The following is a 21,742-nucleotide window of genomic DNA, read 5'->3' as shown; positions in this document are numbered from 1 at the left end:
GCGCAAGCTCCCAGCTTTCTCCCCTAAAATGTAGGAGTTGCCACGAAGTGGTCCCCCCACGTCAACCGACCCAAGGAACACATGAGCCCCGCAAACGAAGTACGTAAGTCCAAGGCTGAGCGCACCGCGGAGGCGCGGGAAAAGGCGCGCCAGATCCGTGAAGCGCAGCTGAAGAAGGACAAGCGCAACAAGCTGCTCATCGGCTGGGGCATCGTGGCCGCCGTCGTCGCCATCCTGGCTGTCGTTGCGCTGGTGGTGACCACCAGCATCAGGCAGAACACCCCCATCGCCGACCAGGGTCCGGTGCCGGCCAACGCCAACGTCAACGGCGGCGTGACCCTGCTGGCCAACTCCGAAGTGAAGAAGACGGACCCGGCCACGGTGGACATGGCCAATCTTCCGGCCAAGCCTGAAACACAGCCCAACCCCGTGGTGGCGCCGGGGGCCGAGGCCGAAGCGGGACAGCCGGTCAAGGTCATTGCATACATCGACTTCATCTGCCCCGTTTGCCTCCGGTTCGAGGAAACATACAACGAGGCCCTGACCAGCCTTCGCAATGAAGGCAAGATCACTATGGAGTACCGGCCGCTGGGCTTCCTGGACCGCCAGTCCAGCACCAACTACTCCTCACGTTCCGCGAACGCCGCCGCGTGCGTTGCAGACAAGGCCCCCGGGAAGTACGCGGATTACATCAATATCCTCTTCGACAACCAGCCCGCCGAGGGCGGAGCCGGCCTGTCAGATGACAAGTTGAAGTCCCTGGCCAGCGACGTTGGCGCAGACATCAACAGCTGCGTGGACGACAAGACTTTCCGTCCCTACGTCAAGTACTCCACCGACCTTGCCGCAAACTCCGGCATCTCGGGGACGCCCACCATCTTCATCGACGGCAAGAAGTGGGACGGCGCCTCGGACCTGAACGCCGAGATCCAGGCGGCCATCGACGCCAAGGCCTAAGAGCCCAACGGCACATCGGCGGCCCGTTCCGGATTCTTCCCGGAACGGGCCGCCGTCTTTAAAGCCGGTACGGGGCGTTGGCGCGGGCGTTTTTACCACCGGCGCCACTTGGGCTAACCTTATCTAGCGCCGTTCAGGCGCCAGCCCGCAGGGGCACGCCTCCTTAGCTCAGTTGGCCAGAGCACCGCTCTTGTAAAGCGGGGGTCGTCGGTTCGAATCCGACAGGGGGCTCCACTACCCTCTCCTCTCCGGACGGCTAAGCTGGTTCTATCCCGACCATCAGCCTGCTGATAAAAGGAGTGTGGGTGCCATGCCCAAGACCGGAAAGAACGGCCACGCCCGCAAGGATGAGCTGCCCTCGACCCTGCAGCGCTCCGGGCGGAAGGCCCAGGACACGTTCGCCAAAACCTACGATTCAGCCCTTGAGAGCTACGACAATGACGAGCAAAGGGCCGCCCGGGCAGCCTACGCCTCGCTCAAGCACAGCTACGAGAAGGTGGGCGACCACTGGGAGCCGAAGGAAAAACGCGGCCCCTCGGACAAACGGGCCGAAGGGGGCGTGCGGTCCTCCGAGCCCACCGCGGGCGGCGTGAACGCGAACGCCTCGAAGGAACATCTCTATAAGCTCGCGCAGGAGCTGCACATCGACGGCCGTTCGAAGATGGACAAGGACGAACTGGTCAAAGCCATCCAGAAGGCCAACGATGCGGCCACCCGGAAGGCCCGCGGCTCGTAATTTCCCTTCTGCCTGCCCTTGCCGTACAGCCCCTGCAGGGTGTCGAATCAGAGGACATGTTCAGCCCGGTTGGATGGCGAAGGCGCCAGGAGGTTCCCATGTCGGTCAGAGGCACCAAGGACTCAGCCAGGACAGCGGCCGGAAGGAACGGACCCGAGTCCCGACGTGCCGATGCCTCCGCCGGAATCGCAGCAGAGGAGCCCGCCAAAATCCGGAACGTGGCGCTTGTAGGCCATTCAGGTGCCGGGAAGACCATGCTGATCGAGGCGCTGCTCGCTGCCAACGGCATGATCACCCGCAAGGGATCCATTCCGGACGGGACCACCGTCAGCGATTCCGACCCCGCCGCGGTCCACCAGCAGCGCTCAGTGACCCTGTCGCTGGTGCCGCTGCTGGTTGACGGCATCAAAGTGAACCTCCTGGACACCCCGGGCTACCCGGATTTCATCGGCGAACTCCGTGCAGGACTCCGCGCCGCGGATGCCGCCCTGTTCGTGGTGTCCGCGGTCGACGGAATCGACGCCACCACCACCGCGCTGTGGGATGAATGCGAGCACATGCGCCTGCCCCGTGCCGTCGCCATCACCCGCATGGACCACCCGCGGGCAGATTACGACGGCGTCCTGGCCGCCTGCCGGAAGTCCTTCGGCGAGGGCGTCCTGCCGCTGTACGTTCCGGTCCGGACGGGCGCTGAGGTCACCGGCCTGCTCGGCCTGCTGTCCGGGACGGTCAGCGATTACTCATCCGGGGAGCTGTCCGCAACGACGCGCGAAGCGACCCCCGACGAACTTGCGGCCGTCGGTGCCGCCAGGGGGGACCTCATCGAGGGGATCATCGGCGAGAGCGAAGACGAAACCCTGATGGACCGCTACCTGGCAGGCGAGGACATCGAAACCGACGTCCTTGTCGCTGACCTGGAAACCGCCGTCGAGCGCGGGTCCTTTTTCCCCGTCCTGTCCACGTCGGCCGTCAGCGGACTGGGGACCGCGGAACTGGTGGAGGTCCTGGTCCGGGCCTTCCCGCCTCCGTCGGACGGCCGGGTGCCCGAGGTGACGGACCTGGCGGGCGCGCCCGCCGGGCCCTTGTCCTGCGATCCGGAGGGCCAGTTGGCGGCAGAGGTGGTCCGCACCTCCATCGACCCGTTCCTGGGCCGGATCTGCCTGGTCCGGGTTTTCTCCGGCACGCTCCGGGAGGATGCTCCGGTGCACGTTACCGGCCAGGGCCTGGCCGACCGCGGCCACCAGGACCACGACACGGACGAACGCGTTACGCACCTCTACTCCCCGCTCGGTGCCTCGCTGCGGCCTGTCCCGCACTGCGTGGCGGGGGACATTTGCGCGGTGGCGAAACTGGGAAGCGCCGAAACCGGAGACACCATCTCCGGCCGGGACCGGCCGCTGCTGCTGGCCACCTGGGAGATGCCCGAGCCGCTGCTGCCCGTGGCCGTGGAGGCTGATTCGCGCAGTGACGAAGACGCCCTGGCGCGCAGCCTGGGGAAGATCGCGGCCGGCGATCCCACCTTGCGGGTGGAACGGAACCAGGAAACGCATCAGCTCGTCCTTTGGTGCATGGGGGAGGCCCACGCCGAGGTGGTGCTGGACAGGTTGCGGGACCAGGGCGTGAAGCTGCATACGGTGGACGTGGTGACGCCCTTGCGTGAAACTTTCTCGGCCCCCGCCGCCGGCCATGGGCGGCACGTCAAGCAGTCCGGCGGCCACGGGCAATATGCTGTCTGCGATATTGACGTGGAACCCCTGCCACGCGGCGGGGGCTTCGAATTCGTGGACAGGACGGTGGGCGGCGTGATCCCGGGGACGTTCATCCCGTCCGTGGAGAAGGGCGTCCGTGCCCAGATGGAAAAGGGGGTCAGCGCGGGCTTCCCGGTGGTGGACCTGCGGGTGACGCTCACGGGAGGCAAAGCGCACAGCGTGGATTCCTCCGATGCCGCATTCCAGGCCGCCGGGGCGCTGGCCCTGCGCGAGGCGGCGGCAGCAGGGCGGATCCAACTCCTGGAGCCGGTGTCATCGGTGGTCATCACTGTGACGGACGAGCACGTGGGGTCCGTGATGAGTGACTTGTCCGCCAGGCGCGGCAGGCTCACCGGAACCACCTCCTCCGGTGACGGCCTGACCGAAATCAGCGCTGAAGTCCCGGACCAGGAACTGCTGCGCTATGCCGTCGATTTGCGGGCCCTCACCGCGGGATCCGGGCGCTTCCGCCGCCGGTACCTGCGGCATGATCCGGTACCCGCCAGCTTCAGCACCCCGTAGCCGCACCTGCCATGAACGACGCAGCCAGGAAGATCCAGCGCGTCTACCTGACGCTGACCCTGGGAAACACCCTGGCGGCCTCGTTCATCTGGGGCATCAACACGCTCTTCCTGCTGGATGCGGGCCTAAGCAACCTGGAGGCCTTTGCCGCGAATGCCTTCTTTACGGCCGGCATGGTGCTGTTCGAGGTGCCGACCGGAGTAGTGGCGGACAGTTGGGGCCGCCGGGTTTCCTTCCTGCTGGGCACACTCACGCTGGCCGGGTCCACCTTCCTGTACTACCTGCTGTGGCAGTTTTCAGCCCCGTTCTGGTGGTGGGCCGTGGTCTCGGTCCTGCTGGGCCTGGGCTTCACCTTCTTCTCCGGCGCAGTGGAGGCCTGGCTGGTGGACGCCCTGAGTTTCGCCGGTTACGAAGGCGGGCTGGAAACGGTGCTTGGCCGGGGGCAGATGGTCTCCGGCGTTGCCATGCTGGCGGGCTCCGTGGCCGGCGGGGTCATTGCCCAGGCCAGCAACCTCGGTGTTCCGTTCCTCGTTCGGGTGGGCGTGCTCACCGCCATGTTCGCCGTGGCCTTCCTGCTCATGCACGACGTCGGCTTCACGCCTGAACGTTCGGCCCATCCGCTGCAGGCCACCCGGGCAGTATTGCGGGCATCCGTGGACAACGGACTGAAGAACCCGCCCGTCCGCTTCATCATGCTGGCGGCCCCGTTCACCGAAGGGGTGGGCATCTACGTTTTCTATGCCCTGCAGCCCTACCTGCTTCAGCTTTTCGGAGACCCGCGGGCCTATGCCATAGCGGGCCTGGCGGCGGCCCTGGTGGCAGGAGCGGACGTCGTCGGCGGATGGATGGCGCCCCGGGTCCGGAAACTGGTCCGGCGGCGGACCAGCGTGCTGATAGCCACGAACGTGGCCAGTGCACTCATCCTGGTGGTGCTCATGTTCACCAGCGTCTTCTGGCTGGCGTTGGTGCTCCTGGCACTCTGGGCAATCGTGTCCTCGGCCGGCACGCCCGTCCGGCAGGCATACCTGAACGACATGATTGCCTCGAAGCAGCGTGCCACAGTGCTGAGCTTCGATTCCCTGCTGGGCTCGGCCGGGGGAGTGGTGGTGCAGCCGCTGCTCGGCCGGACCGCGGACCTCTACGGCTACCCGGCTTCACTGGCCGTGGGTGGGGCAGTGCAACTGATTGCGGCTCCCTTTATCCTGCTCAGCCGTCGGCAGCGCTCGCCGGCGGATGTTGCTACCGGAGTCGCGGCAGCGCCCTGAACAATGCCCGTAAGCCATGCCCGGGACAGCAGGGGGCGAAGTGCCGCGGGCGCCTAACGTACGTGAGGGACCCCCGGGTCCCGGACGTGATCCGGAACCGGTCAATATAGATGAATTTGTGAACGCTAACAAGAGTGTCCTCGCGGAAACTCCGAAAACCTTTGACCTCATTGACTTCTTCTTTGTTAGCGTTCACACTTGCTGCAGCACTTAGCTCGACCCTGACCCTACAAAACCGGTAATGAGGCCTCTGCCTCCCGGATGGAGGCAACCCCATGCCAGCTGCGTTGTTCACTTCCAGCTCCGACGTCCACCCCGACCACTGCGTGATCGGGGTGGACTACGGAACCCTGTCAGGCCGTGCCGTGGTGGTGCGGGTCCGCGACGGCAAGGAGCTCGGCAGCGCCGTCCATGAGTATCCCCATGCAGTGGTGACCGGCTCCCTGCCCAAAGACGTGGCGGGCGACGACGGAGCACGGCTTCCCGGGGAATGGGCGCTTCAGGTGCCCAACGACTACAGGGACGTCCTGCGCATAGCCGTTCCCGCCGCGGTGGCCGCCGCGGGGATCGACCCGGCCGCCGTCGTCGGTATTGCCACCGACTTCACCGCCTGCACCATGGTGCCCGTCAAGGCCGATGGCACGCCCCTGAACGAATTGCCGGGCTATGCCAACCGGCCGCATGCCTACGTGAAGCTCTGGCGCCACCACGCCGCCCAAGGGCAGGCCGACCGGATCAACCGGCTGGCCGCCGAACGGGGCGAAGAGTGGCTTCCGCGGTACGGCGGCCTGATCTCCTCCGAGTGGGAGTTCGCCAAAGGCCTGCAGTTGCTGGAAGAGGACCCGGAGGCCTACGCCGCCATGGACCACTGGGTGGAGGCGGCCGACTGGATCGTCTGGCAGCTGTGCGGCCGCTACGTCCGCAACGCCTGCACCGCCGGCTACAAGGGCATCTACCAGGACGGGCGGTATCCCTCGGCGGATTTCCTGGCCGCCCTGAACCCGGACTTCAAGGACTTTGTCAGTTCCAAGCTGGAGCACGCCATCGGGCGGCTGGGGGACGCCGCCGGCACCCTGACGGCGGAGGCGGCAGCCTGGACCGGGCTGCCGGAGGGCATCGCCGTGGCCGTGGGAAACGTTGACGCCCACGTCACGGTCCCTGCCGCCAAGGCAGTGGAAGCCGGCCAGCTGGTGGCCATCATGGGCACCTCCACCTGCCACGTGATGAACGGCAACGAACTGCGGGAAGTGCCGGGAATGTGCGGGGCAGTGGACGGCGGCATCGTGCCGGGCCTGTGGGGCTACGAGGCCGGGCAGTCCGGCGTGGGGGACATCTTCGGCTGGTTCACCAAGTACGGCGTCCCGCCCGAATACCACCAGGCTGCCAGGGACGGCGGGCTGGGGATCCATGAGTACCTCACCGAACTGGCGTCGCGGCAGGCCATCGGGGAGCACGGCCTGATCGCACTCGACTGGCACTCGGGCAACCGCTCGGTGCTGGTGGACCATGAGCTGTCCGGCATCGTGGTGGGCCAGACCCTCGCCACCAGGCCCGAGGACACCTACCGCGCCCTGCTGGAAGCCACGGCCTTCGGAACCCGCACCATCGTGGACGCCTTCCGCGACGCCGGGGTTCCGGTGAAGGAATTCATCGTGGCCGGCGGCCTGCTCAAGAACAGGCTCCTGATGCAGATCTACGCGGACGCCACCGGCCTTCAGCTGTCCACCATCGGCTCGGAGCAGGGTCCGGCCCTGGGATCCGCCATCCACGCCGCCGTCGCCGCCGGAGAATACGCTGACATCCGGGAAGCTGCCGCCGCCATGGGTTCCGAACCCGGTGAGGTCTACACGCCCATCCCGGAAAACGTGGCCGCTTACGAGGAACTCTTCCAGGAGTACAAGGCCCTGCACGACTACTTCGGCCGCGGCGGCAACGACGTGATGCACCGGCTCAAGGCCATCCAGCGCAAAGCTGCCCGGGCCGACCTGCCCGGCGTCGGCTCCGCCGCCGAACCGGCCGTGGAGGTGTCCGCATGAGTGCAGGGAATGGAACCGGAACCGGGATCCTGGAAACCATCGCCCGGGTCCGTGAAGAAGTGTGCGCGCTGCATGCCGAGCTGACCCGCTACGAACTGGTGGTGTGGACCGCGGGCAACGTTTCCGCCCGGGTGCCGGGCACCGACCTGATGGTCATCAAGCCCTCCGGGGTCGCCTACCAGGACCTGACCCCGGAGCAGATGATCGTGACCGACCTGCACGGCACGCCCGTCAGGGGCACCAACGTCGGTGGCGGCGGCACGGTGGACTGGGGCAACCCGCCGCTGTCTCCGTCGTCGGACACAGCAGCGCACGCCTACGTCTACCGGCACATGCCGGAGGTGGGCGGCGTGGTGCACACCCACTCCACCTACGCCACCGCCTGGGCTGCGAGGGGGGAGGCCATCCCGTGCGTGCTGACCATGATGGGCGATGAGTTCGGCGGCTCCATCCCGGTGGGCCCGTTCGCGCTGATCGGCGACGACTCGATCGGCCACGGGATCGTGGAGACGCTGAAGAACTCCAATTCACCGGCTGTCCTGATGCAGAACCACGGTCCCTTCACCATCGGCAAGGACGCCCGCTCCGCCGTGAAGGCCGCCGTGATGTGTGAGGAGGTGGCCCGCACCGTCCACATTTCCAGGCAGCTGGGCGAGCCCCTGCCCATCGACCAGGGCTCCATCGACTCCCTCTATGCCCGCTACCAGAACGTCTACGGCCAATAAAAAGCACAGGCCAGTAATCCAGCGCCGCCACATCACTTCCCAGGAGAATCCATGAGCACCGCAGCAAACACTTCCCTCGACGGCTACGAGGTCTGGTTCCTCACCGGCAGCCAGCACCTGTACGGGGAGGAAGTCCTCAAGCAGGTGGCCGCCCAGTCGCAGGAGATCGCCAACCAGCTCAACGCCAATTCCGCCGTCCCGGTCAAGATCGTCTGGAAGCCTGTCCTCACGGATTCGGATGCCATCCGGCGCACGGCCCTGGAAGCGAACTCGGATGATTCCGTGATCGGTGTGACCGCCTGGATGCACACGTTCAGCCCGGCCAAGATGTGGATCCAGGGCCTGGACCTGCTGCGCAAACCGCTGCTGCACCTGCACACCCAGGCCAACCGGGACCTGCCGTGGGCGGACATCGACTTCGACTTCATGAACCTGAACCAGGCCGCGCATGGAGACCGCGAGTTCGGGTACATCCAGTCCCGCCTGGGCATCGCCCGGAAGACCGTCGTCGGGCACGTCTCCAACCCTGACGTGGCACGCCAGGTGGGTTCCTGGCAGCGGGCCGCCGCCGGATGGGCCGCCGTCCGCACCCTGAAGCTGACCCGCTTCGGCGACAACATGCGCAACGTCGCCGTCACCGAAGGCGACAAGACCGAGGCGGAGCTGCGCTTCGGCGTCGCCGTGAACACGTGGTCCGTCAACGAGCTCGCCGAGGCCGTGCACGGCGCGGCGGAGGCCGACGTCGACGCATTGGTGGCGGAATATGAGGACCTTTACGACGTGGTGCCGGAGCTCCGCGCAGGCGCGGCCAGGCATGAATCGCTGCGGTACGGGGCCCGGATCGAACTCGGCCTGCGCAGCTTCCTGGAGGCCAACGGCTCCGCCGCGTTCACCACGTCCTTCGAGGACCTGGGCGCCCTGCGCCAACTTCCCGGCCTCGCGGTGCAGAGGCTCATGGCCGCCGGGTACGGCTTCGGCGCCGAAGGCGACTGGAAGACCGCCATCCTGGTCCGCGCCGCGAAGGTGATGGGCGCAGGCCTGCCCGGCGGTGCCTCGCTCATGGAGGACTACACCTACCACCTGGAACCCGGATCCGAGAAGATCCTGGGCGCGCACATGCTGGAGGTCTGCCCCTCCCTCACGGCATCGAAGCCGCGCCTGGAAATCCACCCGCTGGGCATCGGCGGCAAGGAAGACCCGGTCCGCCTGGTGTTCGACGCCGATGCCTCCCCGGGCGTCGTCGTCGCCCTGTCCGACATGCGGGACCGTTTCCGCCTGGTGGCAAACGCCGTCGACGTCGTTCCCCTGGAGCAGCCGCTGCCCAACCTGCCCGTGGCCCGCGCCCTGTGGGAGCCCAAGCCGGACTTCGCCACCTCCGCCGCGGCCTGGCTCACCGCCGGCGCCGCCCACCACACCGTGCTCTCCACCCAGGTGGGCATTGACGTATTCGAGGACTTCGCCGACATCGCCAAAACCGAACTCCTGACCATTGACGAAGGCACCTCCATCCGGCAGTTCAAGAAGGACCTCAACTGGAACGCCGCCTACTACAAGCTGGCCGGCGGGATCTGATCGCGTGGCACGGCTGAGGTCCTGGCCCCCGCCCCGGACACGAACCTCGTGACGCACGGCAAGCCTCGCCGGCTGCCGAGGCTTGAGGACGTGGCGGAGCTGGCCGGGGTCTCGCACCAGACCGTGTCACGGGTGGTCAACAACCACCCCAACGTGAGCGCGGGGACGCGGGAAAGAGTGGAAGCGGTGATAGCCCGGCTTGGCTACCGCCGCAACACCGCAGCCCGGAGCCTGGTCACCCGGCGCTCGCAGACCATCGGGGTCCTGGGCAGCGAGCTCTCCCAGTACGGTCCTGCCAATACATTGCTGGGCGTGGAACGCGCTGCAAGGGACGCGGGATATTTCGTCAGCGTCGCCGCGTTGCGGGAGTTCAGCCGCGACGCGATCCTGGACGCCGTCAGGCACTTCCTGGACCAGTCGGTGGACGGCATCGTGGTAATCGTTCCGCACCTTGAGACGCTGGCGGCGCTGGCGGAACTTCCCATCGGAGTGCCGGTGGTGGCCGTGGGACCCGATGGGAACGACACGGTTGGCGGCGTCAGGGTGGACCAGCGCCGCGGGGCTGAACTGGCCGTGCGGCACCTTATCGGGCAGGGGCACGTCCGGATCGGGCACGTCGCGGGGCCGCAGGACTGGATCGATGCCGTGGCGCGCGCCGACGGCTGGCGGTCCACCCTTGCCTCTGCCGGACTCGATACGGACCTGATCATCGAAGGTGACTGGAGCGCCGGCAGCGGCTACGAAATCGGCCGGCGGATCGCGGCGACCCGCCGGGCAACTGCCCTCTTCGTGGGCAACGACCAGATGGCCTTGGGAGTCCTTCGCGCACTGACCGAGGCCGGCATCAAAGTGCCGCAGGACGTGTCCGTGGTGGGCTTCGACGACCAGCCCGAGGCCGGCTACTTCAGTCCGCCGCTGACGGTGGTCCGGCAGGACTTCGAGGAACTGGGTCGGCGGTGCATGCAGATGATGTTCACGGCGTTCGACGGGACGGAAGGACCCCGGACACTCGTGGTGGAGCCGGAACTCGTCCTGCGCAGCAGCACGGCGCCGCCCGCCTGAAAAGTCCGCCCGGAGACCGGGCCGGCAGCTGATTTAATCCGGGGGAGACCGCCGCGAAACGTAGCCACAACAATCGCTGCGTAGGTTTCATTGCATGACGGACACCCTGCTCATCCGGCTCCGCGACTGGCTGCTGGATACGTTCACCTACGAATCCGAGTCCAATGCCGCCGGCGCCATGGCCGACGCCAGCCGGTGGGGCTGGCTTCCGGCCTTGAGTGGAGTGTCCCTGGGCGCCGACCAGGCCCGGTCCGAGCATGCAGGAACAGCGGGTGGAAGCGGCGGAATGTCTGCTTAGCCACACTATTGCGCCAGTAGGGCGATAATGCCCTAAACTGCTGCACTGAGGTGCCTGAATGGCGCTGCGCAGCAACGAAAGTGAACACGCTATGGCTACCGATTACGATGCTCCACGCAAGCAGGAAGAAGAGTCGCCCGCCGACTCTCTTGAGGCCCTCCAGGCGTCGCGGAGCGGCAACGCGCAGACAGCGGTTATCGATGTCGACGAGAACGACACTGCCGAGGGCATTGACCTGCCGGGTGCGGATCTTTCCAACGAGGAACTGACGGTCATTGTTGTTCCCGAGCAGTCCGATGAGTTCACCTGCTCGTCGTGCTTCCTGGTCCGCCACCGCTCGCAGGTTGCCCGGGAAAAAGACGGCCTGAAGTACTGCCGCGACTGCGAAGGCTGACCCTTCTTCCGGATTGCCCGGCACCGGCCACCCCCCCCCTCGGGTGACCGGCGCTTCTTGTCTCCTGCCGCCGTCGTTATCCCGGTAACGGCAAGGTGCCGGAACAATGCCGAAACAACACGGAACGGGTTCCAAACGGGCCGGCGGAAGCCCTGTTTCGGCTCTCGCTATACAGGGGCGTGATGAAGGGCGCCGCGGGTTAACGGTTGCGTGGCGAAGCGGCAACAAACCTCGTTTCGCGCCGTAAACGCTCCTACTCTTGAGCTATCCATTCGCTCCACACATGGGTGGCTCCAAAATGAAAAAGTTCTACACCTGGCTGGCTGCCATCCTCCTGGCGGCCGGGCTGGGAATCGTGGTTCCGGGGCCCGCCTCCGCTTCCACCTCCTACTGCGGGCTCGTATGGGGGTCTTTGGCCAAGGCCGACCAAAGCATGAGCACCGCCACCGTCACCAACGTCCGGACCGGGCAGCACTACTGCTTCGACAGGATGGTGGTGGACCTCAACGGCGCCGTTGCGGGTTATACCGTGCGGTACGTTCCACAGATAGTCCAGGACGGGTCCGGCTTTGCCATCCCCGTCCGGGGGAACGCGCGCCTGCAGGTGACGGTGAACTCGCCCGCCTACGACGAGGACTACAACTCCACCTACAACCCGCCGAACCAGGCTGAGCTCTCAAACGTTGCCCGCTACCAGACCTTCCGCCAGGTGGTCTTTGCCGGCAGCTATGAGGGCTACACCAGCATCGGGCTGGGCGTACGGGCCCGCCTGCCGTTCCGGGTCTTCACCCTGGACGGGCCGGGCTCCGGGTCGCGCCTGGTGGTTGACGTGGCGCACTACTGGTGACAGTCAGCCAACCAGCACCGAAGGTGCCGTTCCCCCGGTTTCCAGGGGAACGGCACCTTCCTTCGCCGGCGATGACGGCCTCCGGAAGCCTCCGCGCCTTACTCCGGGACCACCAGTGCGGGGGTATCCCGCTTAAGGGTCTCGCCGCGGAAGAAGCCGGGGCGGACCCTGGCCATGATGAGCATGACGACGGCACCGGACGCCAGGATGCCGACGCCCAGGACAAAGACCAGGCCCACCCCGAACACCTCCGAGCCGCTGCCGAACTCCGGCGCCCAGCTGTCCACGGCGGTCTGCAGGAACACTACGAACAGGCCCACGCCGCCCAGCACCGGGCATACCAGGCGGAGGAGGAAATGGCGCATGCTGTTGAACAGGCTGTGGCGGAAGTACCAGGCGCAGGCCAGGGCAGTGAGGCCGTAGTAGAAGCAGATCATCAGCCCGAGCGCCAGGATGGTGTCATTGAGGACATTCTCGCTGACCACGTGCATCACGGCGTAGAAGCCCGCGGACATGATGCCGGCGGCAACCGTGGCGAAGCCCGGCGTCGCAAACTTCCTGCTGACCCGGCTGAACGGCTCCGGAAGCGCGCCGTAGTACCCCATGGCCAGCAGGCTGCGGGACGGCGACATGAACGTGGACTGCAGGGACGCGGCGGAGCTGGACAGCACTGCCATGGACATAAGGATGGCGAACGGACCCATGATGGGAGAGGCCAGTGCCGTGAAGATGTTTTCGTGGATCTCGGTGTTGTTCAGGCCGTTGCCGGTATCACCTACGCCGGCGAACATCATGGTGGCGATGCTCACCGTCAGGTAGATCGCCAGGACGATCACGGCGGTCAGGGTTCCGGCCAGTCCTGCCGTCCTCTTGCCGTTGGAGGTTTCCTCATTGACGGTCAGGCAGACGTCCCAGCCCCAGTAGACAAAGATGGACAGTGAGATGCCTGCGGCGATCTGCCCGAAGGTCTCGATCCTGGTGACGTCGAACCACTCCCAGCTGAACGGGATGGCAGTGTCAGAGGCGGACCAGTTGGCGAAGGCCATGCCTACAAAGAGACCCAGGACAAGCAGCTGGAATCCCACCAGGCTGTACTGGACCAGCTTGGTGGTGTGCAGGCCGCGGTAGCTGACCCAGACGGCCAGGGCCACAAACACAAAGCAGGTCAGCACGTTCAGGGCCTTGTTTGCCGCCAGGTCGGCGAGCTCCGGCGAGCCCGTCAGCTGGGAAAGGAAAAGGTAAAAGAAGTCGACGGCGACTCCCGCGAGGTTGGAGAGCACAATAATGTTGGCCGCCAGCAGGCCCCACCCGCCCATCCAGCCAACCCACGGGCCGAAGGCCTTGGTGACCCAGGTGAAGGTGGTGCCGCTGTCCGGGGAATCGGCGTTGAGTTCCCGATAGGCAAGGGAGACCAGGATCATGGGGATGAAACCGATCAGGAAGATGACGGGCAGCTGGAGCCCGGCTTCGTTAACCGTGGGGCCAAGGGCGCTGGTCAAGGTATAGGCGGGGGCGATGGTGGAAATGCCCAGGACGACGACGGCGAGGAGTCCCAGCTGCCCGCCCTTCAGTCCTTTGGGGCTCGTGCCGGCGGCTGCCGGTGAAGGCCTCCCGGAGCCGTAGGCGGATGTGCTGGTGCGGATGGTCTCGGTCATGGCACCACTTTCTGGAGAAGTTGAGACGACGGTCACTATATGAATGGCGTTCATTTAGTATGGAGGGGAGCGCCTCAGGAAGCAAGGAAAATAATGAACGGCGTTCTTTTGTTTCGGTTGTGAGCGATTTAGTAAGCTCACTGAGAAATTCCCCGCGAGCCCTCGGCCGTGCCCGCTGGTGCTGGTAGCGTCGGGCTTACTGGACCAATTGAGGAGGATGCATGAAAGCTTCACCGACACTGACCAACAACCTGCAGGCCGTGCTCGCCGACCTGATTGAACTGCATATCCAGGGCAAGCAGGCGCACTGGAACATTGTGGGAACCAACTTCCGCGACCTCCACCTGCAGCTGGATGAGATCGTTGACGCTGCCCGCCAGTTCGCCGACGACACCGCCGAGCGGATGCGGGCCCTCCACGCCCTGCCTGACGGCCGCAGCTCCACCGTGGCCGGGTCCACTAGCCTGGCCCAGTTCCCTGACGGCCTGATCAGCACCAAGGATGCGATCGAGCGGATCGTGGCTGCCCTTGAGGCTGCCGTTGGCACCATGCGCAAGGTTCACGATGAGGTGGATGAAGAGGATCCCACCACCGCGGACCTGCTGCACGAGTTCATCGCCAAGCTGGAGCAGTTCGCCTGGATGGTCAATGCTGAAACCATGAAGCCCACCGCGAGCGTTACGGCGCCGGACTCCAAGTAGCAGCACCCGCGGCGAAGCGGCCTGCCTGGCGCCCGCGGCCGGAGCCACACGCTCCGGCTGCGGGCGCTTTGCTGTCACCGGCGGGGGCGCGCCTTGCGGCCTTCAGCTGGCTGCCTTGGGCACCTTCCGGAGTACGACGGCGGCGAGGACTGCCGCCGTCGCCATCAGTACCAGCCCAATCGCTGCGGTGACGTGCACCCCTGACTCGAAGGCCGAGCCGGCGGCCTGCCGGAGGGTGCTGGCCATGGGGCCCGGCAGGCCGGCCGCCAGTTCCATGGCTCCAGCGAGGGTCTCTCGGGCGTGCGCGGTGCTTTGGGCGGGGGCGGTTTCTGCCAGGCCGGCCGGAAGCCGCAGGTTGTGCTGGTAGGAAGCCGTGAGGATGGAACCCAGCACGGCGGTTCCCAAAACGGCGCCAATTTCGTACCCCGTCTCGGAAATCGCTGCCGCCGCCCCGGACTTTTCCGGCGGCACGCTTCCCAGGATGAGATCGTTGGAGATGGTCTCCGCCGTCCCCACGCCCAATGCAAGGACCAACAGCGCGCCGAGGAGCAGCGCGGGCCCGCCCCCGGTGCTTCCGAAAGCCACCATGCTGTAGCCGGCGGCGCTCATGGCGAGTCCTGCCGCCACCACGAAGCCCGGCCGTACTTTCCTCACCGCCGGCACCACGGCAAGGCCCGACACCATGGTGGCCACCAGTGCCGGGACCATGGCCATTCCGGCAGCCGAGGGGGACATGCCTTCAATGAGCTGGAGGTGCTGGGCGAGGAAGAGGATAAAGCCGTTGAATGAAAACAGGGCCAGGATATTGGCAGTGATGGCCATGCTGAACACCCTGTTCCGGAACAGGGACAGGTCCAGCAGCGGACTGTGCAGCCGCTGCTGCCTGCGTACGAAGGCCGCGCCCATTGCCAGGCCGAGCGCCATGGTTCCGAGGGCTGTGGCACCCGGGCCTTCGGTGGCCAGGTCCTTGATCCCGTAAACCATGGGAACCATGGTGAATAGGGAGAGCAGGATGCTGGGCACGTCCACCTTCCCCGGTGACGGGTCCCTGGACTCCGGGATGAAGGCCGGGCCCAGGGCCAGGAGCGGCAGCATGATGGGCACTGCCACCAGGAGTACGGCTCCCCACCAGAACTGTTCCACCAGCCACCCGCCAAGGATGGGCCCCAGTGCGGCGCCGCCCGAGAATCCGGCGGCCCAGATGGCGATGGCCAACCTCCGCCGGTTGGGGTCCGGGAAGATGTTGCGGATCAGGGACAGTGTGGCGGGCATCAGCATGGCGCCGAAGAAGCCAAGGAAAGCCCTGCCTGCGATGAGCCATCCGGCGCTGGGGGCAAAAGCGGTTGCTGCCGAGACTGCGGTAAAGCCGATGCTGCCGATGACCAGCAGGCGGCGCCGGCCGATCCTGTCGCCCAGGCTTCCCATGGCAACCAGCAGCCCGGCCAGCACCAGCGGGTAGGCGTCCACAATCCACAGCAGTTCTACTCCCGAGGTGCGGAGGGCGGCGGCAATGGCAGGCAGGGCGAAGGTCAGGGCTGTGTTGTCCACGGCTACCAGCAGGACCGGGAACATCAGCAGGCCCAGCGCCAGCCAGTCGCGCCAGCTGCCCCCGGGCAGGCCTGGCGCGGGCAATGCGGTTGGGGCCGGGCGGATGGTGCTCTGTTGGGAGGCGGCGGGCATGATCATGCTTTAACTATACCGTCTGGACGGTATAGTTAAGAAACAGCTTCGTGACCATGCATGATGGGAACCATGGCCAGAAAACCCGTTGCGCGAGATGCCGTCCTGGATGCCTTCGAAGAACTCCTGATCGACGTGGGGGAGCGGGCTGCCACCCTGGACGCGGTGGCCAAGCGCGCGGGCGTCTCCAAGGGGGGCCTCCTGTACCACTTCCCCAACAAGGAAGCGCTGATCGCCGCCACCCTTGAACGGCTGGACCGCCTGGCAGGGGAGGACCTCGCCGCCATGGCCTCCGCACCGGAGGGGGCGGCGGCATACTTCATCAAGTCCTCGCTGTGGTCCGATACTCCGATGGACCGCTCCTTTGTGGCCGTGACGCGGCTGGCGGAGGTGGCCCACGAGGAAGCCCGCCGCCGCTTCGCCGCCATCCAGCAGCAATGGCTGGAGCTTATCGGGCAGGACGTGGGCACGCCCATGGCAAAGGCAGTGCTGTACATGGGGGACGGGCTGTACTTCAACGCCATGTGGGAAAGCGGGCCGTCCGGGAAGGCGGGGAGCAGGCGGGCGGACGTGGCGGAACTCCTGTCAGCCGTGGAACGGCTACGGGGCTAGCTGACATTTGCCCCCGGGCCCGCGGCATAGGAGAATTGTGCTGTGTGCGGGCCGTTACCCGTGCGCCAAAGACAACCCAAATGAATAGCCTTTGATCTGCGGCGGGAGAGTTCTGCCAGAAGGTACAAGCAGGCGCCGTAGGAGCAATACCTCCCCAGGAATCTCACAGGCCCATGTACCGCCGCGGCGAGGCACCTCTGGAAAGCAGCACGCCGTCCGCTTGAGGTCCGCTCCCCGGATCCCTTGACTGACGTGCTCACCGACGGTGCAAGCGGTGCCCGCGTGTTCAGGCAACGCGGAAACTCTCAGGTACAGATACAGAGCGGGGAGGACCCGAATCGATGTGGCGTATCCTGCGCCGCCTTAGTTATGGAGTTCCTCGTGACTGTATCTCCGGCCTCCGCCGTTCCGGCCACTGCCACCCCGGCAACTGCCGAACCCGCTTCTGCCGCCACCTTTGTTGACCGGCACATCGGCGCAAGGCGCAAGGCCGACGTCGAAACCATGCTCCAGGCCGTGGGCTACGACACCGTGGACGCGCTGGTTGATACCGCCGTCCCCAAGGACATCCGGCAGGACTCTGCGCTGGAACTGGCAGGTGCGTTGAGCGAGGTGGAGGCCCTCACTGAGCTCCGCCGGCTGGCCGCCAAGAACAAGACCGCCGTGCAGATGATCGGCCAGGGCTACTACGACACCGTCACGCCGCCGGTGATCCGCCGCAACATCCTCGAGGGCCCGGCGTGGTACACCGCCTACACCCCTTACCAGCCGGAGATTTCCCAGGGCCGGCTCGAGGCGCTGCTGAACTTCCAGACCATGGTGCAGGACCTGGTGGGCCTGCCCATCGCCAACGCCTCCCTGCTGGACGAAGCCACCGCCGTGGCCGAGGCCGTGCTGATGATGCGTCGGGCCAACAAGAATGCAGATGCCCGGGACGGCAAGACTGTGCTGGATGCCGACTGCCTGCCGCAGACCATTGCCATCGTGAGGGGACGGGCAGAGGCACTGGGCTTCGAGGTGGAAGTGGCCGACCTTTCCAACGGACTTCCCGACGGCGCCATCAATGGTGTGGTGCTCCAGCAGCCGGGCGCTTCCGGCCGCGTCTTTGACCACGCCGCAGTGATTGCCGACGCCAAGAGCCGCGGGGCGCTGGTGACCGTGGCCGCCGACCTCCTGGCCCTCACCCTCATCACGCCTCCCGGCGAGCAGGGCGCGGACATCGCAGTGGGCTCCGCCCAGCGCTTCGGCGTCCCGCTGTTCTACGGCGGCCCGCACGCGGCCTACATGGCTGTGCAGAAGGGCCTCGAACGCTCCATGCCGGGCCGCCTCGTCGGTGTCTCGAAGGACAACGCCGGCGTTCCCGCCTACCGCCTGGCACTCCAGACCCGCGAGCAGCACATCCGCCGCGAGAAGGCCACGTCCAACATCTGTACCGCCCAGGCGTTGCTGGCCATCGTGGCTTCGATGTACGCCGTGTACCACGGCCCGGAGGGCCTGAAGGCGATCGCCCAGTCAGCACACTCCCACGCGAAGATGCTGGCCGCGTCCCTCAAGGCCGCCGGTTTGGACGTGCTGCACACCAGTTTCTTCGACACCGTCACCGTCTCCGTGCCGGGCAACGCTGCCGGGATCGTCGCTGCCGCCGAAGCCACGGGCATCAACCTGCGCCTCATCGACGCGGACACGGTGGGCTTCTCCGCCGATGAAACGACAACATCAGAAATTGCCGCCGGGGTGCTGAAGGCCTTCGGCGTCCCGGCCGCCGCGGACGGCGAGGGAGAATTCGCGCTGGACGCCGCCGTCGTGCGTTCCTCCGGGTACCTGCAGCACCCGGTGTTCAACACGCACCGTTCCGAGACCCAACTGCTGCGCTACATCAGGAAGCTTTCGGACCGTGACCTTGCGCTGGACCGCACCATGATCCCGCTGGGCTCCTGCACCATGAAGCTGAACGCCACGGCCGAGATGGAAGCCATCTCCTGGCCGGAGTTCGCCTCCATCCACCCCTTCGCCCCGGACTCCCAGACGGAGGGCTGGCGCGAACTGATTGCCGACCTCGAGGCGCAGCTGACCGAGATCACCGGGTACGACCAGGTGTCCATCCAGCCCAACGCCGGCTCCCAGGGCGAGCTCGCCGGCCTGCTGGCGATCCGCGGCTACCACCACTCCCGCGGGGACCAGCAGCGCAACGTCTGCCTGATCCCGGCATCGGCGCACGGCACCAACGCCGCGTCCGCAGTCCTGGCCGGCATGAAGGTGGTTGTGGTGGCCACGGCACCGGACGGAACCATTGACCACACTGACCTGTACGCCAAGATCGAAGCCAACAAGGATGCCCTGTCCTGCATCATGATCACGTACCCGTCCACTCACGGGGTGTACGACGCCGACGTCCGTGAAGTCTGCGACGCCGTCCACGCAGCCGGCGGCCAGGTATACATCGACGGCGCCAACCTCAACGCGCTTGTCGGGCTGGCGCAGCCGGGCAAGTTCGGCGGCGACGTTTCGCACCTGAACCTGCACAAGACCTTCTGCATCCCGCACGGCGGCGGCGGACCCGGCGTCGGCCCGGTTGCTGCCAAGGCCCACCTGGCACCGTTCATGCCCGGCAACGCCGCCACCTGGACCGAAGGCAACGACGTGCCGATCTCGGCGTCAAAGTACGGCTCCGCGGGCGTGCTCCCCATTTCCTGGGCGTACGTGAAGCTGATGGGCGGCCACGGACTCACCGAGGCCACCAAGTCCGCGCTGCTGGCAGCGAACTACGTCGCAGCCCGCCTGAACGATTTCTTCCCGGTCCTCTACACCGGCGAAGGCGGGCTTGTGGCACACGAGTGCATCCTTGACCTGCGCGAGCTCACGGCACGGACCGGGGTCACGGCCGAGGACGTGGCCAAGCGGCTCATCGACTACGGCTTCCACGCCCCCACCCTGGCCTTCCCCGTCGCGGGGACGCTCATGGTGGAGCCCACGGAGTCCGAGGACCTCGGGGAAATCGACCGCTTCATCGAGGCCATGATCGCGATCCGCGCCGAAATCGACCAGGTGGCGGACGGTGACTTCACTGTTGCAGAGAGCCCGCTCCGGAACGCTCCGCACACGGCCGCCGCGGCCATCAGCAGCGACTGGGACCGCGCCTACCCCCGCGAGCAGGCCGTGTTCCCGGTGAAATCGCTTAAGCAGGACAAGTACTTCCCGCCGGTGGGCCGCATCGACGGCGCAGCGGGGGACCGGAACCTGATCTGCTCCTGCCCGCCGCTTTCCGAGTTCGAAAACTAAGGACACGCTCCATGGCTGAGAAGCACACTGCCCTGTACGACGAGCACAAGAAGCTGGGGGCATCCTTCACCGACTTCGGCGGCTGGCAGATGCCGCTCAAGTACAGCTCCGAGCTCGCCGAACACCACGCCGTCCGGAATAGCGCCGGCCTGTTCGACCTCTCGCACATGGGCGAAGTCTGGGTGACCGGGCGGGACGCGGCCGCCTTCCTGGACTACGCGCTGGTGGGAAAGATCTCCGCCATGCCGGTGGGCAAGGCCAAGTACTCTCTGATCTGCAATGAGGACGGCGGCATCATCGACGACCTCATCACGTACCGCCGTCCCGCAACCGCCGGCAGCGCAGAAGGCAGTACCGACCGCTTCCTGGTGGTCCCCAACGCCGGCAACGCCGCAGTGGTGGCTGCTGAGCTTTCCAAGCGGGCTGCCAGGTTCGATGTGGAGGTGAATGACGCCTCCGCCGTGACGTCACTGATCGCCGTCCAAGGCCCCGCGGCGCAGGAACTGCTGCTCCGGCTGGTCCCCGCAGCCCGGCACAGCCAGGTGACGGAACTGAAGTACTATGCCGCCGTCGAGGTTCCGTTCCTGGTGGGCGGCGCCGGACTGGATTTGCTGCTCGCCCGCACCGGCTACACCGGCGAGGACGGGTTTGAGATCTTCGTGTCCAACGACGACGCCACCGGCCTGTGGCAGGCACTCATCGCCATTGCCGAGGACGGGGAGCTGACCCCCGCCGGGCTGGCCTCACGCGACTCACTCCGGCTTGAGGCAGGCATGCCGCTCTACGGGAATGAGCTCTCCCTGCAGGGCGATCCCTTCGCCGCAGGCCTGGGACCCGTCGTCGCACTGTCCAAGGAAGGCGACTTCGTGGGGAAGGCGGCGCTTGCCGCGAAGAAGGACGCCGGCGCCGGCTCCACCACAGGCCGAAGGCTCGTCGGGCTCAAGGGACTCGGCCGCCGTGCAGGCCGGGCCCACTATCCGGTCCTCAAGGACGGCAAAGTGGTAGGCGAAGTCAGCTCCGGCCAGCCCTCACCCACCCTGGGGTACCCCATTGCCATGGCCTACGTGGACGTTGAGTTCACCGCTGTTGGCACCACCCTGGATATCGACCTGCGAGGTAAGGCAGAGCCGTTCGAAGTCGTCGACCTGCCGTTCTATAAACGCGCCAGGTAAGGCGCCTCCCCGTGGTCACCTTTGGCCCGGTGGGACCGGCATCCTCCGCGTGCTCGGTCGCGAAGACGCCCGCTGGGCGGACGTGACGCTCCCTTAGACGCACGCTTCCGGATACCGGTCCCACAGGGGCACGTTATCCGCATCCCTTCTCCATCCAGTTAGGAACCTGCACATGGCCGTTGGCGTCTTCGATCTTTTCTCTATTGGGATCGGGCCCTCGAGTTCTCATACTGTGGGGCCGATGCGGGCTGCTGCTGTTTTTGCTGAGGAGCTGAAGGCTTCGGGGGTGCTGGCGGGGGTGGCGTCGTTGCGGGTGGATTTGTATGGGTCGTTGGCGGCGACGGGCCACGGGCACGGGACGATGACGGCCATTTTGCTGGGTTTGGAGGGGTTCCATCCGGAGCTGATTTTGCCGGAGGAGGTGGAGGAGCGGCTGGCGGCGATCGCGGAGACGGGGTTGCTGCAGCTGGCCGGTGCGGTG

The 21,742-nt window shown here is 66.4% G+C and carries 18 protein-coding genes, 1 tRNA gene and 1 riboswitch; of the genes, 17 read left to right on the top strand and 2 right to left on the bottom strand.

The annotated features are described in order from the left end of the window. Positions 1–81: 81 nt before the first annotated feature. The 12 genes from PV768_RS20825 to PV768_RS20770 all read left to right on the top strand — a co-directional run bounded on the left by PV768_RS20825 (position 82) and on the right by PV768_RS20770 (position 12,162). Positions 82–957, top strand: a complete 876-nt coding sequence (locus PV768_RS20825; protein ID WP_157239089.1) for a DsbA family protein — start codon at positions 82–84, stop codon at positions 955–957. 157 nt (positions 958–1,114) lie between these two features. Continuing rightward, positions 1,115–1,191: transfer RNA gene (locus PV768_RS20820), tRNA-Thr, on the top strand. 76 nt (positions 1,192–1,267) lie between these two features. Then, entirely contained in the window at positions 1,268–1,693 is a 426-nt protein-coding gene (locus PV768_RS20815) for a ChaB family protein (RefSeq protein ID WP_157239087.1), read from the top strand. Between the two features lie 98 nt (positions 1,694–1,791). Next, the gene (locus PV768_RS20810; RefSeq protein WP_421094082.1) at positions 1,792–3,963 is read left to right on the top strand and encodes an elongation factor G-like protein EF-G2; all 2,172 of its coding nucleotides are present in this window, start codon (positions 1,792–1,794) and stop codon (positions 3,961–3,963) included. A gap of 11 nt (positions 3,964–3,974) precedes the next feature. Next, entirely contained in the window at positions 3,975–5,228 is a 1,254-nt protein-coding gene (locus tag PV768_RS20805) for an MFS transporter (RefSeq protein ID WP_421094081.1), read from the top strand. Positions 5,229–5,503: 275 nt separating this feature from the next. Next, positions 5,504–7,264, top strand: a complete 1,761-nt coding sequence (araB, locus tag PV768_RS20800; protein WP_421094080.1) for a ribulokinase — start codon at positions 5,504–5,506, stop codon at positions 7,262–7,264. Further along, positions 7,261–7,989 (top strand): L-ribulose-5-phosphate 4-epimerase, encoded by a 729-nt coding sequence (locus PV768_RS20795; protein WP_157239074.1) that lies wholly within the window; start codon positions 7,261–7,263, stop codon positions 7,987–7,989. The genes araB and PV768_RS20795 overlap by 4 nt, the downstream gene beginning before the upstream one ends. A gap of 51 nt (positions 7,990–8,040) precedes the next feature. Then, positions 8,041–9,561 (top strand): L-arabinose isomerase, encoded by a 1,521-nt coding sequence (araA, locus tag PV768_RS20790; RefSeq protein WP_421094079.1) that lies wholly within the window; start codon positions 8,041–8,043, stop codon positions 9,559–9,561. Positions 9,562–9,609: 48 nt separating this feature from the next. Then, positions 9,610–10,623, top strand: coding sequence for a LacI family DNA-binding transcriptional regulator (locus PV768_RS20785; protein WP_421094078.1), 1,014 nt, complete (start codon positions 9,610–9,612; stop codon positions 10,621–10,623). A gap of 94 nt (positions 10,624–10,717) precedes the next feature. Continuing rightward, positions 10,718–10,921 carry a hypothetical protein gene (locus PV768_RS20780; protein WP_157239070.1) on the top strand — a complete coding sequence of 68 codons (204 nt, stop codon included), beginning with the start codon at positions 10,718–10,720 and terminating at the stop codon, positions 10,919–10,921. 91 nt (positions 10,922–11,012) lie between these two features. Then, on the top strand, positions 11,013–11,315 hold the full coding sequence (locus PV768_RS20775) for a DUF4193 domain-containing protein (protein ID WP_018762118.1): 303 nt from the start codon (positions 11,013–11,015) through the stop codon (positions 11,313–11,315). 298 nt (positions 11,316–11,613) lie between these two features. After that, entirely contained in the window at positions 11,614–12,162 is a 549-nt protein-coding gene (locus tag PV768_RS20770; protein ID WP_157239068.1) for an AMIN-like domain-containing (lipo)protein, read from the top strand. Positions 12,163–12,260: 98 nt separating this feature from the next. Here PV768_RS20770 and PV768_RS20765 read toward each other — a convergent pair whose 3' ends face one another. Further along, positions 12,261–13,817: an APC family permease gene (locus PV768_RS20765; protein ID WP_421094077.1), complete on the bottom strand. Its 1,557-nt coding sequence runs from the start codon at positions 13,815–13,817 to the stop codon at positions 12,261–12,263. Between the two features lie 221 nt (positions 13,818–14,038). Here PV768_RS20765 and PV768_RS20760 point away from each other — a divergent pair, with 221 nt between their 5' ends. Then, the gene (locus PV768_RS20760) at positions 14,039–14,518 is read left to right on the top strand and encodes a Dps family protein (RefSeq protein ID WP_157239065.1); all 480 of its coding nucleotides are present in this window, start codon (positions 14,039–14,041) and stop codon (positions 14,516–14,518) included. Between the two features lie 102 nt (positions 14,519–14,620). Here the strand turns inward: PV768_RS20760 and PV768_RS20755 are convergent, their stop codons facing one another. Beyond that, a complete protein-coding gene (locus PV768_RS20755) occupies positions 14,621–16,198 on the bottom strand; it encodes an MFS transporter (protein WP_421094086.1) in 1,578 nt (525 codons plus the stop codon). A 72-nt stretch (positions 16,199–16,270) separates the two neighbouring features. On the opposite strand from PV768_RS20755, the gene PV768_RS20750 reads away from it, so the two are divergent. The 4 genes from PV768_RS20750 to PV768_RS20735 all read left to right on the top strand — a co-directional run. Further along, complete coding sequence (locus PV768_RS20750; RefSeq protein WP_321215388.1) at positions 16,271–16,810, top strand: helix-turn-helix domain-containing protein; 540 nt, start codon at positions 16,271–16,273, stop codon at positions 16,808–16,810. A 92-nt stretch (positions 16,811–16,902) separates the two neighbouring features. Next, positions 16,903–17,001, top strand: a riboswitch (glycine riboswitch). Between the two features lie 178 nt (positions 17,002–17,179). Continuing rightward, positions 17,180–20,089 carry an aminomethyl-transferring glycine dehydrogenase gene (gcvP, locus tag PV768_RS20745; protein WP_421094076.1) on the top strand — a complete coding sequence of 970 codons (2,910 nt, stop codon included), beginning with the start codon at positions 17,180–17,182 and terminating at the stop codon, positions 20,087–20,089. A gap of 11 nt (positions 20,090–20,100) precedes the next feature. Continuing rightward, positions 20,101–21,261, top strand: coding sequence for a glycine cleavage system aminomethyltransferase GcvT (gene gcvT / locus PV768_RS20740; RefSeq protein ID WP_421094075.1), 1,161 nt, complete (start codon positions 20,101–20,103; stop codon positions 21,259–21,261). A gap of 172 nt (positions 21,262–21,433) precedes the next feature. Next, on the top strand, positions 21,434–21,742 hold a 309-nt coding region (locus PV768_RS20735; RefSeq protein ID WP_421094074.1), incomplete at its 3' end, for a serine dehydratase beta chain.

Source organism: Pseudarthrobacter sp. CC4 (genome assembly GCF_048957775.1).
Taxonomy (GTDB): Bacteria; Actinomycetota; Actinomycetes; order Actinomycetales; family Micrococcaceae; genus Arthrobacter.
This window is presented reverse-complemented; position numbering and strand designations above follow the sequence as displayed.